Annotated in this window: 13 protein-coding genes; 6 read left to right on the forward strand and 7 right to left on the reverse strand. The window is 60.2% G+C overall.

Going from position 1 to position 15,852, the window contains the following annotated elements; genetic code table 11:
• Positions 1–30 precede the first annotated feature (30 nt).
• Complete coding sequence (locus LMG28727_RS08870; RefSeq protein WP_201641935.1) at positions 31–1,332, reverse strand: TAXI family TRAP transporter solute-binding subunit; 1,302 nt, start codon at positions 1,330–1,332, stop codon at positions 31–33.
• 235 nt (positions 1,333–1,567) lie between these two features.
• Between LMG28727_RS08870 and LMG28727_RS08875 the strand changes: the two genes are divergently transcribed.
• Positions 1,568–1,882, forward strand: a complete 315-nt coding sequence (locus LMG28727_RS08875; RefSeq protein ID WP_201641936.1) for a helicase — start codon at positions 1,568–1,570, stop codon at positions 1,880–1,882.
• Between the two features lie 74 nt (positions 1,883–1,956).
• On the opposite strand, the gene LMG28727_RS08880 is transcribed toward LMG28727_RS08875, so the two are convergent.
• The 3 genes from LMG28727_RS08880 to LMG28727_RS08890 all read right to left on the reverse strand — a co-directional run bounded on the left by LMG28727_RS08880 (position 1,957) and on the right by LMG28727_RS08890 (position 6,004).
• Positions 1,957–3,762, reverse strand: a complete 1,806-nt coding sequence (locus tag LMG28727_RS08880; RefSeq protein WP_201641937.1) for an NAD(P)/FAD-dependent oxidoreductase — start codon at positions 3,760–3,762, stop codon at positions 1,957–1,959.
• Between the two features lie 82 nt (positions 3,763–3,844).
• On the reverse strand, positions 3,845–5,002 hold the full coding sequence (locus LMG28727_RS08885) for a sigma-54-dependent Fis family transcriptional regulator (protein ID WP_201641938.1): 1,158 nt from the start codon (positions 5,000–5,002) through the stop codon (positions 3,845–3,847).
• Between the two features lie 204 nt (positions 5,003–5,206).
• Positions 5,207–6,004 (reverse strand): AraC family transcriptional regulator, encoded by a 798-nt coding sequence (locus LMG28727_RS08890; RefSeq protein WP_201641939.1) that lies wholly within the window; start codon positions 6,002–6,004, stop codon positions 5,207–5,209.
• Between the two features lie 98 nt (positions 6,005–6,102).
• Here LMG28727_RS08890 and LMG28727_RS08895 point away from each other — a divergent pair, with 98 nt between their 5' ends.
• The gene (locus tag LMG28727_RS08895; protein WP_201641940.1) at positions 6,103–6,354 is read left to right on the forward strand and encodes a DUF7709 family protein; all 252 of its coding nucleotides are present in this window, start codon (positions 6,103–6,105) and stop codon (positions 6,352–6,354) included.
• A gap of 78 nt (positions 6,355–6,432) precedes the next feature.
• The gene (locus LMG28727_RS08900) at positions 6,433–7,386 is read left to right on the forward strand and encodes a quinone oxidoreductase family protein (protein ID WP_201641941.1); all 954 of its coding nucleotides are present in this window, start codon (positions 6,433–6,435) and stop codon (positions 7,384–7,386) included.
• A 68-nt stretch (positions 7,387–7,454) separates the two neighbouring features.
• On the opposite strand, the gene LMG28727_RS08905 is transcribed toward LMG28727_RS08900, so the two are convergent.
• A complete protein-coding gene (locus LMG28727_RS08905) occupies positions 7,455–8,258 on the reverse strand; it encodes a hypothetical protein (protein ID WP_201641942.1) in 804 nt (267 codons plus the stop codon).
• Between the two features lie 42 nt (positions 8,259–8,300).
• A complete protein-coding gene (locus LMG28727_RS08910) occupies positions 8,301–10,568 on the reverse strand; it encodes an alpha/beta hydrolase domain-containing protein (RefSeq protein ID WP_201641943.1) in 2,268 nt (755 codons plus the stop codon).
• Between the two features lie 240 nt (positions 10,569–10,808).
• Between LMG28727_RS08910 and LMG28727_RS08915 the strand changes: the two genes are divergently transcribed.
• Positions 10,809–11,474 carry a GntR family transcriptional regulator gene (locus tag LMG28727_RS08915; protein WP_201641944.1) on the forward strand — a complete coding sequence of 222 codons (666 nt, stop codon included), beginning with the start codon at positions 10,809–10,811 and terminating at the stop codon, positions 11,472–11,474.
• Positions 11,475–11,760: 286 nt separating this feature from the next.
• The gene (locus LMG28727_RS08920; protein WP_201641945.1) at positions 11,761–13,218 is read left to right on the forward strand and encodes an amino acid permease; all 1,458 of its coding nucleotides are present in this window, start codon (positions 11,761–11,763) and stop codon (positions 13,216–13,218) included.
• Here LMG28727_RS08920 and LMG28727_RS08925 read toward each other — a convergent pair.
• The gene (locus LMG28727_RS08925) at positions 13,160–13,720 is read right to left on the reverse strand and encodes a DUF1697 domain-containing protein (protein ID WP_201641946.1); all 561 of its coding nucleotides are present in this window, start codon (positions 13,718–13,720) and stop codon (positions 13,160–13,162) included. The genes LMG28727_RS08920 and LMG28727_RS08925 overlap by 59 nt on opposite strands.
• An 859-nt stretch (positions 13,721–14,579) precedes the next feature.
• Between LMG28727_RS08925 and LMG28727_RS08930 the strand changes: the two genes are divergently transcribed.
• A complete protein-coding gene (locus LMG28727_RS08930; RefSeq protein WP_201641947.1) occupies positions 14,580–15,842 on the forward strand; it encodes an efflux RND transporter periplasmic adaptor subunit in 1,263 nt (420 codons plus the stop codon).
• Positions 15,843–15,852: the final 10 nt, after the last annotated feature.

Here is a 15,852-nt window from a genome sequence, read left to right on the forward strand (position 1 = left end):
GTCGTCGCGAAAATGTGACGCTCTGTCAGATCACTCTTCTGCGACCTTCCCCGCCACATGAGAGATTCGGTCACGCACAATGCCAATGGCCTGCTTCAACGCATAGACATCCTGAAAGTAGCGATGCGGAATCCGGATCCGGCTGGCGTTAGCATCGATGTCCTCGATTTCATCGCGCCATTTCGCAATCTGAGCCGGCGTAGGTCGCGCATTGCGCCATACCTCGTCTTCCAGCGCTTTTATTTCCCGGTACCAGACCACCAGCCGCCGCTTGATCCGGGCTTCGATCAGGCGCGGCAATGCCTGTAGCAAGCCGATCAGCAGCGCCATGAAAGGAACCAGGATCAGAAACCTTCTTTCGATCAGACTCGCCAGCCAGAACGGCAGGTAACGCTGCAGGAACGGCCGGCCCGATTTGAAGTAGCGGGTACTCTCATCGGAGACAGGAAATTCGCCGCTATTCAGATTCGGAAACGTACCCAGCGGCGTAAAGTAATCTTCACCGCCGTGGACCGTTCTGGCGGCGTCCAGCAGCAAATAGGTCAATGCGGGATGCAATGTGTCCTTCGACACGAGCAGAGCGGTAGCAGCCAGCAGCGTGACGTCGGTGCGCGGGAGATCATCGGCGATACTGGCCGACCCACGCGGAAAAATAATTCTGGAAAGCGAAGGAAACTGTTGAACCAGCGCTTCGGCCTGCACAAAACTCATCAGCTTCAGATTGCTGGCCAACAGCGCTTTCTGTATCGGCGCGTCGGGTCTGCCAATGAAGAAAGCAGCATCCAGTTGACCGCTTTCGAGCGCCCGATAGGCTTTGGGCGCATCCATTTGCAGCAGCGTGGTGTTGCCCGCGTTGATGCCGCTATAGCCGAGCAGGACCATCGAAACATTCAGCAGGCCGCTACCAGGAACACCGACCGACACCCGCTTGCCGCGCAGTTGCGCCAACCGGTCGATTACGGTGTTGCCGCGATAGAACACCCAGATCGGTTCATAAGACACCGCAGCGATGGTTTGCAGGTTATCCGATTCTTTGGGGCTGACGGTGCCCGACTGAATGAAGCCGACTTCGTATTCGCTGTCCGGATTGATTAGCCGCTGATAATTTTCGACCGAACCGGAAGAACTGCGAATATCGAGCTGAATGCCATCGCGCTTCAGAAGGGGCGCGTAGCGGTCCGCGAAGCTTCGATAGATGCCATTGTCCGCGCCGGTTGTGATGACGATCCGGCGCTGGAACGCGGGCTTGAGAATGACCACCAGCGTCCATCCGAACAGAACCAGCACCACGATCGAACCGATGATCAGAAGCCAGCGGCGCCCTCGCGTCATGGGGGCTTTCTGACTACGATGGAGCGCTGGATTATGTCTGGGCATCGTTAGCCGTCTCTGTCAGGTCGCGTCCAGGCGGAGTAGCCTGGGGGGCGGGTCACCGGTCAGTTCCTGCTACTTCAGCCTCACGATACCAGATTATCTTTATTGCAAAACCCGTTGGGCAGGCGTCGCACCGGGTGATAATCCCCCACACTCGCTGCTAGAATGGCGGCCCTTTTCTCTGGAGACGCACATGTCCTGGTTCATTTATGAAGTGCCCGAATACAACGAAGACGGGGCGCGCATCGAACCGTTCAGCGACCTGCGTAGCCGCGTCCTGAAAGTAAGCGGGCAGGCCATGGCAGACGAGCTGGAAAGCGTGCGCGAACACGCTGCCACGACGGCGGACACCCCTACACGCCCGCTGCGTTCCGCGGAAAATCCGCATGTGTTCCCGATCCCCTATGCCGACTCGATGATTCTGGTCGGGTTCATCTTCGAACTGAAACGGGAACTCCGGCATCTGGTGGTGTCGCCCGTGGAAATGCCGTGGTTGAAAGACGCGTAACACCGGTAGCACCACGCGTGCTGGAACGCCGCTAGCAATCCGGCGTTCCAGCACGGCAAGCTGGCCTCGTCAGGCTATGCGACGTGATGAACCTCCTGCAGGCCGAATACAGGCGTCGGGATTCCCTCCATCCGCGCCTTCAATTGCAGCGACAGGTATTGCGAGTAGTGGCGCGACTGATGCAGATTCCCGCCGTGGAACCACAGCGCCGTCTGCTGCGTAGGCTTCCACATATTGCGCTGCTCGCCTTCCCAGGGCCCTGGGTCTTTCGTCGTATTCGACCCGAGTCCCCAGACCTTGCCGACCTTGTCGGCTACCTCGCGTGAAATCAGGTCCGCGGCCCAGCCGTTCATCGAGCCGTACCCCGTTGCAAACACGACGACATCCGCTTCGAGTTCGGTGCCGTCGCTCAGCAATACCGAATGCTCTTTCAACTCCACCACGTCGACGCCGCTTTTCAGCTTGATCTTGCCGCTCGCGACAAGTTCGGATGCGCCGACATCGATGTAATAACCCGAGCCGCGCCGCAGGTACTTCATGAACAGGCCTGAATCGTCATCGCCGAAATCCAGCATGAAGCCGCTCTTTTCGAGCCGGCCATAGTATTCCGCATCGCGCTCCCTGATGGCGTTGAATACCGGAATCTGGAACTGGTGAAGAATGGCGTACGGAATCGACGCAAAAGTCAGATCGGCTTTCGCCGTCGTCATGCCGGACGCGACCGCTCGCTCCGAATAAAGATCGCCCAGCGCCAACTCCATTAGCGAGTCCGATTTGACGATATGCGTCGACGAGCGCTGAACCATCGTCACGTCGACACCGGCTTCCCATAGCGCGGCACAAATGTCATGCGCTGAATTGTTCGCGCCGATCACAACCACTTTCTTGCCGCGATACGAGTCCGGTCCAGGATGCTTTGACGAATGATGCTGCTCGCCCTTGAACACATCCATGCCCTTGAAGTTCGGCACATTCGGTTTGCCCGACATGCCGGTGGCGAGCACGAGTTGTTTGGGCCGCAACGTAATCTCGCGCCCTTCCCGCTCGACCTGCACAATCCATTCGCCCTTTGCTTCGTCATAACGTGCGGACTTGCAGGTCGTCGCTCCCCAGTAGTTCAGTTCCATCACCTTCGTGTACATCTCGAGCCAGTCGCCGATTTTGTCCTTCGGCGTAAACACAGGCCAGTTGTCAGGAAACGGCAGATACGGCATATGGTCGTACCAGACCGGGTCATGCAGACACAGCGTCTTGTAGCGCTTGCGCCAGGCGTCGCCGGGCCTTTCATTTTTATCGATGATGATCGTGGGCACGCCAAGCTGCCTTAGCCGCGCGCCCAGGCCGATGCCCCCTTGCCCCCCGCCGACAATCAGGCAATAGGGCTGCGTCGAATTTCCGAGCGTATCGAGTTCGGCCTCGCGATTCTCTTTCCAGCTAGTACGGTCAGGACGCGCGCCGTGCTCGGCACCCATCGGACGCTTCGGCCCTTTCGGCTCCTCGTGACCTTTGAGTTCGGCCATGGTTGTCAGCAGGGTCCAGATCAGACCGTCCTTGAGACGAATGAAGCCGCTACCTCGCGCCGACTCGGTTTCGAATGTGATCCAGCCCTGGGTCACGCCATTCGTATCGGCTGCAGGCTCGCTGTCTTCCGCCAGCTTCAGCTTCGACGGTTTGATCGCACCGACTTGGGAGTTCAACATTGCGGCGATCTGTTCGCGGCCTTCCATGGTCTTGATGTTCCATGTGAATGCGACCAGATCGCGCCAATAGCATTCAGGCTGAAATAACTCGACAGCTGCCGCCGTGTCGCCACGTCGTAATGCGCCTTCAAGGGACTCCAGAACACTGGAGATTGAACGGTTAGCGTTGTTATCAGGCATGGTTGCTCCTCCATACAGAACGGATAAATAGTCGATAGGAAACGCGGGTTCTCGGCCCGCTAGAGAAAGCGATGAAACGCGTCTAACACTTATGCGGCGGCAGAATGCCTAACCTGCCAATGCGCCGGTACAACGTCGCGCGTGACATACCGAGCGCTTTCGCGGCCATGTCCGTGCGCCACTTCGCGTCGCCCAATGCGGCGACGATGCGATTGCGTTCGAGTACATCCCCGTCGGACATCGCGGGCGCGGCTGGCGGCGCTGTCACGGTTTCTCGGGGCGTCGAGGCGGGTTTCGCCGATCGCGCCGGCATCCGGGAAACGGGTGGCCGGATGCGTGCGTAAAGCGGTGAACCGCTGTCGTTCAACCTGAGCGACACAATTCCACGGCTCGCCTTGCAATCGAACAGGCGCTCCGCCGGTAGATCGAAAAGGGCCGCCATATGACAAGGCAGTTGATTCAACGCCGGCACACATTCACGCGCCCGACGGTTTGCTGCGACGGCGTTGCCGCAGGCGTCGACTGCAATGAGAATCTCCGGTTGCGCTTCGACGTAGTGCCGATTGCGATGCGCGAGCAACACCCAGCAATCGGTCGCGGCACTCAGAAAGAACGCATCTTCGATCAACAACGCGCTTTGCCGCACGATATGGTTGACGAGCCGCTGGCTCTCGCGCTCGTCGGGTGAACGTACTGCCGACGCATCGAGTACGCCCAGCAATTCGCCATGCAAGCCGAAGATCGGCGACGCACTGCAGGTCAGCGTGGTGAAGGCCGCGCGAAAGTGATCGGTGCGGTGAACGGTAATGGGCTCGGCATCGAGCAATACGGTTGCGACGCCACAGGTTCCCTCTTCACTTTCCGACCAGCAGGAGCCCAGATAAAGACCTGCACGCTTGAATTCGTGGCGACGTTCGCGATCCACCCGGTAGTCGATAGTCACGCCTTGCGCGTCGGTCAGCATCACGCAGTAGTCGGCTTCGCGCACCATTTCATGCAGGCGCGACAGACACTGTCCGGACGCCCGCAGAAAGGTTTCTTCGCGATGCTGCACGTCGCGCAGTTCGGGCACCGTGAGAATGCGCGGACCGACGGTTGCGCCAGGGTCGAGATGGTATTGCTCGAGCGAGCGCCGGTACGACGACGCCAGCCGTTTGCCGTCCGCACCAGGACGCACAGTCCGCCCTTCGATGACGTTGCATACGCGGTCGATATGTCGGGTGGACGGAACATACGGCATCACGAGTCTCCGGGCGAATTCAGTACGCTTCCAGGTGCTGGACGCATTGTGCGCTACATACGGCGCATGCATGTCTCCACAGCCAACACCCACAGTGCGTTTTTAGCATGATGACCGTGGGAGATCACCCTGCACTGCACCATCATTGGGGGTGAGAATTTATTCTCAGCGAATCATGACGTTCGCGCATCGCCGTCGAACGACTCAGCTAGCCGATTCTCCGCGCGACTCCTGCGCCAGATAGCGGCCCGGCGTCGTGCCCATTGCGCGGCGGAACATGTCGATAAACGCGCTGACGTTGTCGTAGCCGAGTTCCAGCGCGATTGTCGTGACGGGCACGGCGTCCGCCACTCGTTCCAGCGCGCGCAGCAAACGCGCCTGCTGCCGCCATTGTGCAAAGGTCAAACCCGTCTCGGCAACGAAGCGCCGGCTCAGCGTACGCGGCGCGAGTCCGGCCCACGCGGCCCAGTCTTCGAGCCGGCGGTTATCGGACAGATCGCTGGCCAATGCATCGGTGAGGCGCACGAGTCTCGGATCGTCGGGACGCGGCAGATCTAACGATTCCGCTCGCGACGCCGCGAGTTCGTCGATGATGACTTCCGCAATCCGTGTCTGCGAGGGATCGAGTTCGACGCCCGGCCAGGTCGCCACGCGCCGGACTGCTTCGCGCAACAGAGGCGTGGTTCTGATTGCGCGCGGTTCTCGCGGCAATGGCGCGCATCGATGCTCGGCAATGAATACGCTCCAGCCGGAGAAAGGTCCATACGAGCGCACCGAATGGACGAAATGCGGCGGAATCCAGATGGCGTGAATTGCCGGAACAACCCAGGTCTGCCGGTCGAGTCCGACCGACACGAGTCCGCTCAGCGCACCCATCAGTTGCCCGCGCGGATGGCTATGCGACGACGTCGCGCGAGCCTCGCTTTGCGTCAGTTCAGCCGCAGCGAGGAACGGACCTGCCGAAGAGGTCACGAGGTCGGGTCGAATCAGAGGGTCGGACATGGCCGGAAAACGGTATTGAATGGCATTTATACCGGAGTATGGCCGCGCTTGCACGTCTACACTTGACTTCAATGTTCAACCGAATGGAGTGCAGTGCGATGCGAGCCGAACAGTTTCTTCCCGATAACGTCGATCAAGTGGAGTTGCGCGGCGTGACGATCCGCAAAGGCACGGTGGCTGCGTTTCTGGCGAATGCGCGCGTCTGGAGCGATCCGGGAGCCAGCGCGAGTGCACGGACCGAGGCCGAAACCGACATGGCCGATGCTTTACCTGTTCTGCGCGCTCTTGGTCTATTCGACGTGTTCGAGATTCGCGATGTCTCGCTGCGCGCATGGGTCCTCGCGCACTGATCGACAGGGATCGCAATTGAATGCCATCGACTGCAATCGATCGACCCCGCTTTACGGCCTCAAATTCAAGGAGCAATCATGAAAGCCGCTGTTGTTAAGGGCATGGGCGAACGCCCTGTTTATGGAGAATTCGACGAGCCCACGGCTGCCGAGGGCCATTGTCTGATCAATGTCACGGCGTCCTCGCTCAGTCACGTCACCCGGGCGAGAGCCGCCGGCTCGCACTATTCGTCGGCACAGAGCTATCCATTCGTTGCCGGTGTCGACGGCACGGGGCGGCTGGAAAACGGCCAACGCGTGTACTTCTTCAAACCGCGCGCCCCGTTCGGGGCGATGGCCGAACGCAGTCTGGTGCCGCAAGCGCAGTGCATTGCGTTACCCGATGCATTGGACGACGTCACCGCAGCCGCCATCGCGATTCCGGGCATGTCGTCGTGGGCAGCGCTCGTTGAGCGCGCCCGCTTCGCAGCGGGCGAAACCGTGTTGATCAACGGCGCGACCGGCACCTCGGGGAGGCTCGCGGTGCAGATCGCAAAACACCTTGGCGCAGCGCACATTATCGTGACTGGCCGCAACGCCGCCGCGCTCGAATCGTTGAAGCTTGCGGGCGCCGACATCACGATTTCGTTGGAGCAAAGCAAGGATAGCCTGATAGAAGCCTTCGAATCGCAATTTCACCGTGGCGTGGATGTAGTACTGGATTATCTGTGGGGAACGAGTGCCGAGTCGCTGCTATTCGCTGCGGCACGCGCAGTGGCGGATGACTACCCTGTCCGCTTTGTGCAGATCGGCGCGATCAGCGGGCCTGATATCAAACTGCCCGCCGCCGTGCTCCGCTCGAAAGCCATTACATTGCTGGGCAGCGGCATTGGGAGCATCCCGTTAATGCGGCTATTCGATGCGATGAAAAAAGTATTCGATGCGGCCGTGCCCGCCGGACTGCAAGTCGCGACGCAGACCTTCCCGCTTGCCGAGTTGAGTGCCCACTGGGAAAACACAGACCGTCTTTCCCGGACCGTTTTTATTCCATGACCGTAGCGATACGGGGCACCACACACAGCACATGAGGCAGGAACCCATTCAACGCAAGCGCCCTTCGTTCAACGCGGGAAATAGATGGCGATAAATCCAGGTGTCTGGTTCGTGGCGCCGCTCACTGGAATACCCTGTTCGACCAGCACGGTCTGATGCGCGGCGTTGTGATAGAGCTTCAACCGGATAATCTGCGGCGTGGCGGGCTGGCTCATGTCGAGATAGCCGTCGGTCGACAATAACGACGCAGCCTGTGCCGCGTTGAAGCTCTGGCCGATTGTCGTGACCGTTGTCGACGGATTGCCGTCGAATACGTTATCGGAAAAGCTGCCGTCTGCATTGACTATCAAGGTCGAAGAAGGCGACGGCGCACCTTCCGCCTTCGCGCCGCAATTCTCCCAGCCGTCGAATACGGCAGCGCTTGCACCAAGCGTCGTCCAATCCGCGGATGGCGTGGCCGATACGCTCCACGTGTTATCCAGCAACGCAGCCACGCTCTTGATGTTGACACCGGCGTTCACGCCGGTCACCGTGCCAATGCTATTGGTGGGTGCCGACACGCATGCAACGCCACTACCCGACGTGGTCGTGGACAGATGCATCGACACAAGCGAATTATTTCCCGCCACCAGCAGCGGCGCGACGACTGGACTGACCAGCATCGCGTTGGTCGTCGTCGTGGCGGGGATGACCGACAGCGAGGCTGCGTTGACCGAGCCGAGCGTGAGGCTGTTCTGATAAACCGACGCACTCGGCGGCGCGGGGGGCGTGCCAGCCGTACCCGAACCGCCGTCTCCTCCACCGCCGCCGCACGCTGCGAGCAGCAGCGCGACGGCGTACATCACGGAGTTCCCTCTGACAGTCTGCGTCATGGCGGTAGCCTTATCAATCACGCTGTACCGCAGATCACGGTATCAAGGTTGCGGCAACAACGTCGCGGAAATGCTCGCTGCGTTCGCAATGAACACGTTAGTGGCATCGTCCTGCAACAGATAACCCTGCGTCACCAGCGTATTAGCCGCAGTCGCCACTGCCGTCTGATACTTCGACCGGCTGCCACCATACAGCGTTTGCAGCGTCGCCCGTGTATCGCTGCCGCCAGCCTGCGCAGCGGCATTCACCGCGAGCGGAATCGCCGCGCCGTTCGAAATGCAGCCGTCGCCGATTGCGTGCCCCGCGCCGCGATAATTCCAGCCGGTGTAAGTAGCGAGCGGCACGCTGACATCCGGCACCAGCACGCCGGTCGTCTCATTACCGTTGGTATCCACCTTGGGCACGAGAATGGTGTAGGCCTGCGCCGTGTTCACGACAGGAACCGCATTGCTATAGTCGGTCACGAACAGCTGGTTGTATTCGCCGTTAAAGGTCAGTTGCAAAGGCGTGGGCGTGGCCGCCGGACCGCTCGGCACTGTCACGTTAGCCAGCGACGGGAAGCCTACTGTGGCCTGAGTCGGCGCCACCAGATTGCCCGAGGCAACCGTCGGGTATTGCGATGCCGGCGGTTGCGCACCGGTGCCGACCCACTTGACCAGCGCCGGAATCAGCGCGCGCTCCACGGGCGTTTCTTCAACCGGCGAGCCCGGCAACTGACACTGGCTGCCCGCCGTGGGCACGATGAAGTTACCGGTCGTCACGCCACTACCGCCGCCATGCTGCGTGCCCGGCACCAGGTAGTAACGTACATTCGACGGCAACTGGATGTCGTTGCCGCGTCCGTCCGTCACGACGAGCGATGCTGCGCCGCCCCACCATTCGAACGCGCCGTCGAGCTGCATGATCTTCGGACAGGTGTTGGTCACCGTGCACTGCTTGAGCAGACCGTCACTCACGCCGCTAACCGGATCGGTCATGGTCGCGTACGTGAATGGGAACTGGAAGCCCGGCATGAAGTGATCTTCGTGCTGCTTCGACCAGCGGCCAGGCTGTGCAAAGGCTGCATTGGTCCACGTACGGCGCGCGGCCGAAATGATCGGGAACATGCCGTCGAACACGATCTTGCCGTTCGTATCCACATTGAAGCCTTGATACAGGAAGTCCTTCATGAAACGGCCCGACTGCGATATGCCCTCGCCAATGGCAATGTCGAAGTTCGTCGTCGTCGAGCACGTCGTCGCGACACAACCCGCCTGCTTCAGATCGTTCAGCGGATTGGCGGCGCCTGATGCATCGGTCGCATCGTAACGAAGGAATGACACCAGATCGCGCAATGCCGCGAATCCGATACCGTCGACAGTCGGCGCGGCCGCCTGATACACGAAGCTGTAAATCGTCCCGGCGTCGGGCGGCACCTGGGTGCCGTTGGGTCCGGGCACCGTGGCGGGCGGCGTGAACGTCACCGAGTAATTGCCTTCATAAACGTTGTTCGGCGTGCTCGTGTAGCTCCACGTCGATACCGGCACCGAAGGCGCCGTATAGTTTTCGAAGCCGCCGGGAATGCTGCCATACGAGGTCAGCCACGATTGCCGCGCGGTGAACGTGACCGACGTCTTGTCGTTGAGATTGGCTGGTGCGTACGTCAACGGAATCGTGGTAGCAGGGCCGCCCGCATAGTCGGGGATAAATTCTTCGCGGCTCAACCCGGTCATCGGCGTGCCGTCCTTGTTGGTCGCAACGGGGAAGCTCGCGCCGAGCAGCCCAGCGCCCGCGAGCGTGCTATTGCCCGTGAGCGGAACATCGCCTTGCCAGCCGCTCCATAGAACCGTATAGCCGTTGCGCAGCAGTGATGGAAAGCTCGACGATGGCGCCGCGCCGGTATCGAGCGCGCCGCCGCCGACAAATGACGCCGCGCCGATCTTGCTGCCGCGATTCACGACGTCATAGAACAGCACGCGCTTGGCAGCGGACGCGCTTTGCGGCCGCAGGATCACGACGTCGGTCGAATAAGCGACGAAACCGTCGCTGCCTACCGGCGCGTTCTTGATGTTCACGATGCCCGCATTGAGCGGATTGTTTGGATCGAGCTCTCCGTGCACGACCGCGGTGATCACCTGATAAGGACCCGCTGCGCCTGCCGGTGTCGCGCCGCCGAAGGCCGGCGCGCTCGAAAGGATCTGAAAGCTCTTGATGAAACCTGCGCCGTGAGACACAGGGGCGGGCGGCGTAATGCTGTCATTTCCGCAGCCGCCGATCAGCGCGATCGCTACACCGACTCCCACCGATACCGCTACCGATTGCACCTTCATGATCAGGTCCTCCGACACGGTCAAGGAACAGGAATATGCGCGTATGGAATGGACGAAATCACAAGGCGATCGCAGCAGATATGCGGGGAAGCCCTGTCAGTATTTCGTAAATAGTCTATTTTTATATTTATAGCCTGCGTACGTATTTATAATTCGCCAGACACCGTTCTCAACTATCGTTTACGCGTACAGTGACGTCGCGCTCGTTGTGGTCAACCCGATTCCGTAGGGAGTCCAAACATGACAAACAGGCTCACGCTTGCAGATCAACTGAGGGAATCCATTGAAGAAGCCATTGCGACCGGCGATCTTCCGCCCGGCGCGCGGCTCGATGAAGCCGAGCTGATCGCGCGTTTCGATGTATCGCGCACCCCCGTGCGGGAAGCGCTGCTGCAACTCGCGGCAGCGGGCATGGTGGAGATGCGGCCAAGGCACGGGGCAGTGGTCGCCAAAATCAGCCTGCCCAGGTTGATCGAGATGTTCGAAGTCATGGCCGAACTGGAAGCAATGTCCAGCCGCCTGGCGGCGCGGCGCATGGACGCGCAGGAACTGGAAGCGTTGCGCGTCGCGCATGTCGAATGTCAGAACGCACGCGACGCCGGTAACCCCGACGAGTACTTCCATCTGAACGAGCGCTTTCATTGCCTGATTTATCAGGGCAGTCACAACAGCTTCCTGCATGACCAGGCGAGAGCGCTGCATAAGCTGTTGCGCCCTTACCGGCGTCTGCAATTGCGCGTCAAAGGACGGGTTGCCGCATCGTTCGACGAGCACCAGGCAGTCGTGGATGCACTCGCCGCAGGCGACGGCGACGCAGCAGCCGCTGCGCTGAGAGGCCATATCCTGGTTCAGGGGGAACGGTTCGGCGACCTGATTGCGGCACTCGCACAAGTCGGCGCGGAGTAACGGTTACGCAAGGTCGCGCAAGCTCACGTAAGGTCACGGCCTTCAGCCAACCGGCCGCTCCCCTCCTCATCGCATTGACCACGCATGCGAGGGCAAAAGATGCGCGCAATTCGGTCGCATGCTTTCACTTTGCTTTTTTTTCGGCCTACACTGAATTCCAGAGTTCTCTTCTCTTCACCTCACCCGCTGCCTGTCTTCGGTAACAGATGCTTTTGTCGTACTCCGCGAACCGAAGCAGCCGAGTCGGTTCGTGCCCAGAACACCATTTGAAACGGGACGACTCATCATGGCTGATACAAGCTACATGGCACGGAAATCCGTCGCCGATATTGTGGGGAGCGCCGATGCTGAGGGGCACTCACTGTCGAAAACGCTGGGCGCCACCAGTATTACCGCGATGGGAATCGGCGCCATTATCGGCGCGGGCATCTTTGTGCTGACCGGCACCGCGGCCGCACAATTCGCGGGCCCAGGCATCATGCTGTCGTTCGTACTCGGCGGCATAGCATGCGCATTCGTCGGCTTGTGCTACTCGGAACTCGCGGCGATGCTGCCGGTATGCGGCAGCAGCTACACCTACACGTATGCCACCCTGGGTGAGATCTTCGCGTGGATCATCGGCTGGGATCTGATTCTCGAATATGCGATGGGCGCGGCTACGGTGGCAGTCGGCTGGTCGGGCTATGTTGTGAGTCTGTTGCGTAATATCGGCCTCGAGATCCCGCCCGTGATGGCCGCCGCGCCCGGTACCGTCATCAAGCTCGCCGACGGCACCACGACTACCGGCATCATCAATCTGCCCGCAATATTGATCATCGCGATCCTGACCACGCTGCTCGTGCTCGGCACCAAGGAATCCGCGCGCCTCAACAACGTCATGGTGGCCGTCAAACTGGTCGTGGTGGTGGCCTTCATCGCGCTTGGCGTATTTTTTATCAAACCGGAAAACTGGCACCCGTTTATTCCGGCGAATACGGGCGAATTTGGTCACTTCGGCATGAGCGGGATTCTGCGTGGCTCGGCCGTCGTGTTCTTCGCGTTCATTGGTTTCGATGCAGTATCCACGGCCGCGCAGGAGGCAAAGAAGCCGCAACGTGACATGCCGATCGGCATCCTGGGATCGCTGGTCATTTGCACGGTGCTATACATTCTGGTGGCAGGCGTGCTGACCGGACTCGTGCCTTATGCGCAGTTGAATGTGCCTGATCCGATTGCCAAAGGGGTGGACGCCATTGGCCTTAACTGGTTCTCCATTCTGATCAAGATCGGCGCGCTAACCGGATTAACCACCGTGATTCTCGTGCTGCTATACGGTCAAAGCCGCATCTTCTTCACGATGTCTCAAGATGGTTTATTGCCGCCGCTTTTTGCACGGGTTCATCCGCGTCTTCAGACGCCTTACCTGAGCCAGATCCTGATCGGCACGATTGTCGCGATCGTGGCGGCGCTGACACCGATCGGCGTACTGGGAGAAATGGTCAGCATCGGTACGCTGTTCGCGTTCATCCTCGTATGCGGCGCGGTGATCTATCTGCGGCGCAGCGATTCCAATGCGATGCGTCCGTTCCGCGTGCCGGGGGTGCCGATCGTGCCGGTTCTCGGCATCCTGTTCTGTTTGCTGCTGATGGTGGGACTGCCGCTCGTCACCTGGTTGCGACTCGTCGTGTGGCTGGTGATCGGCATGGTCATCTATCTTTCGTACGGCCGGAATCATTCGAAGCTTCGTTTTCCCGAACGCCACTAGTGGCCCACTCGACGAGGGTCGCCACCGTATTCATATTGCGCGCAGTGCCGTTTTTCGCGGCCGGGATTTTCAGCTTCGACCTGGCGATCCCGTTGCTGTAGTGCACGTAAATCTCACGAGCGCCGAGCGCAAGCTCCTCGTCTTGTAGACCGCTCACGTGACTTGCCGTATCGGCGGGGGGCGGCTCGTCGAGAAAGATCGCAACCGTTCGATTCGGCGCAGCGGATTTGAACGGATTGCCGGCAAGCACCGCGGCCAGCTCTGCGCCGCTCCGTATCGCAACGCCAACGGGTTTGCCCGCATAGGCCATCAGCCGCTCTTCGAGGCGCCTCTTCAACGACGCTTCACCCAGCCTGCTATCCAGCACCACGTTCCCGCTCGCGATGTAGGTTCGCACATCGGTGCAGCCAATCGATTCACACATGGCCCGCAGTTCGGCCATCGGAAGTTTGCCTGTGCCGCCCACATTCACAGCGCGTAAAAAAGCAACGTATCGAGTCATCGGATAAGGCCAACCCCAGTGGATAGTGACGGGTTTGCGCGGTGCATCCTGATCGTGCTGCGCGGTTGCCTCGCGTGGCGGCGAACAGAGCCGCTCGTGTGATTCATGCCGGCGGTCCTGCAGAACTCACCTGCGCTCCATCCACGGAACGGGAATTGCTAAAGGGGCACGGGGTTCTTTCACACGCGACGGCTCATTAGAGTCATTCATCATTCCCGGACACGCGCGCTTGTCTGCTATGGTGACTGTCGAAAAAAGATCTCCATCATTTCAGAAAGCTATTCGTCAGGTTTGGACCGATCTGCAATAACGCGACACGCCACTATTGAGAATGAATAAAAGAACTTCTCCCTGCCGATCGACATGAACGACATGAACGACCAACCCGTCGAGATGTAACGGAGTCTTTCTGACAACGACAATGTTGCAACCATGTAACTCAAGGCTCGCCCGAGCCAGGTACATTGATGCCATAACCCGTCTCATTCTTCAACCACACACGGCTACTCAGGCAATGATGAACAACACACGGCGTTTCAAAGCGGCCCGCGCGGCAGCCGTGCAGCAATTCGCAGGTCTTTCTGCGCGTCATATGCCGGGGTGGCTTTGCTGAAAGTTTACGGCTCGTTACGAAGTGCGGCTGCCGTTACGCACCGCAATCCACCGAACGTCATGCTGCTAACGTCGGCCACGGCGTGGCGCCGCCGTCGCGCCCGCCCGGCTTACGTTTTCATAACACGCACCCAGGGGCTGGCTCGATAGTGACAACGAATAAGAACCATGGCATTTTCCGGCAGTCCCGTCTGCGGACCTCGCCCCCACTACACATTAACGACAGCATCAGTTTTCGGAGAGTCTTATGAGTGACACCGTGTCCAAGCAGCCAAAGCGCTCCCGACGCGGGCTCATCGTGTTCGTGGTAATCGTGCTGGTGTTGATCGCGGTAGTCGCGGTCCACCTGCTGACCCGCAAGAAGCCCACACGCGACGTCGCGCCCATCGTCGTCACGGTGTCGAGCGCAACGCTCGGTTCGATGCCGGTCACGTTGAGCGAACTCGGCACGGTCACCCCAACGGCAACCGTCACGGTATTGCCGCAACTGAGCGGCTATCTGACCGAGGTCGGTTATCACGAAGGCCAGGAAGTAAAGAAAGGCCAGTTCCTCGCGCAGATCGATCCGCGTCAGTATCAGATCAGCAAGCAGCAGGCTGAGGCGACCCTTGCCAAAGATCGCGCGACGCTGGCCCAGGCGCAGGCTGACCTGGTGCGCTACACGCAGTTGAATGAACGCAAGTCGATCGCGCAGCAAACCTTCGCGGATCAGCAGTTCCTCGTGCAACAGGACGAAGCCGCGATCAAATCCGATCTCGCCAACATCGCCCAATTCGATCTCGACCTGACTTATTGCCGGATCACCGCACCGGTCGCGGGCAAGGTCGGTCTGCGTCTGGTCGATCCGGGCAACTACGTCACGGCGTCATCGAGCACCGGCATCGTGGTCATCACCACGGTCAAGCCGACTACCGTGCAGTTCACGGTGCCGCAAGATGCGCTGGCTTCCATCGTGCAACGCCTGAACGCCGGCGCCACGTTGCCGGTCACGGCCTATAGCAGCGACAACTCGCAGCAGATCGCCACCGGCACGCTGTACGCGCTCAGCAACCAGATGGCCACCGCAACCGGCACGGTCACGTTGCGGGCCACCTTCGCCAACGACGACGAAGCGCTCTTCCCCAACGAGTTCGTCAACGTGAAGCTGCTGGTCGATACCCTGCAGAACGCGGTGCTGGTGCCGACGGCCGCCGTGCAAAGCGGCGCACCCGGCGACTTCGTGTATCTCGTGAACGCGAACAGCACGGTCTCGGTGCACAAGGTCAAACTCGGTCCGAGCGACGGCAAGAATACGGTGATCCTGTCTGGTCTGTCGCAGGGCAATCAGGTCGTCACGGACGGCACCGACCGTCTCAACGACGGCGCGAAGATCCAGCCGGCTGGCGCAAAACGGGCCGCAGGCGCGCGCGGCGCGTCTGGCGCTGCAGCGGCCTCCGAGCCTGCCTCCGAAGCCGCTTCCGGCGCGGCGGCAGCTTCCGCAGCCTCGTCCGCCGATGCGGCTTCGTCGTAGCAGGCCCGCT

It is taken from the genome of Paraburkholderia metrosideri (genome assembly GCF_904848625.1).
Lineage (GTDB): Bacteria > Pseudomonadota > Gammaproteobacteria > Burkholderiales > Burkholderiaceae > Paraburkholderia > Paraburkholderia metrosideri.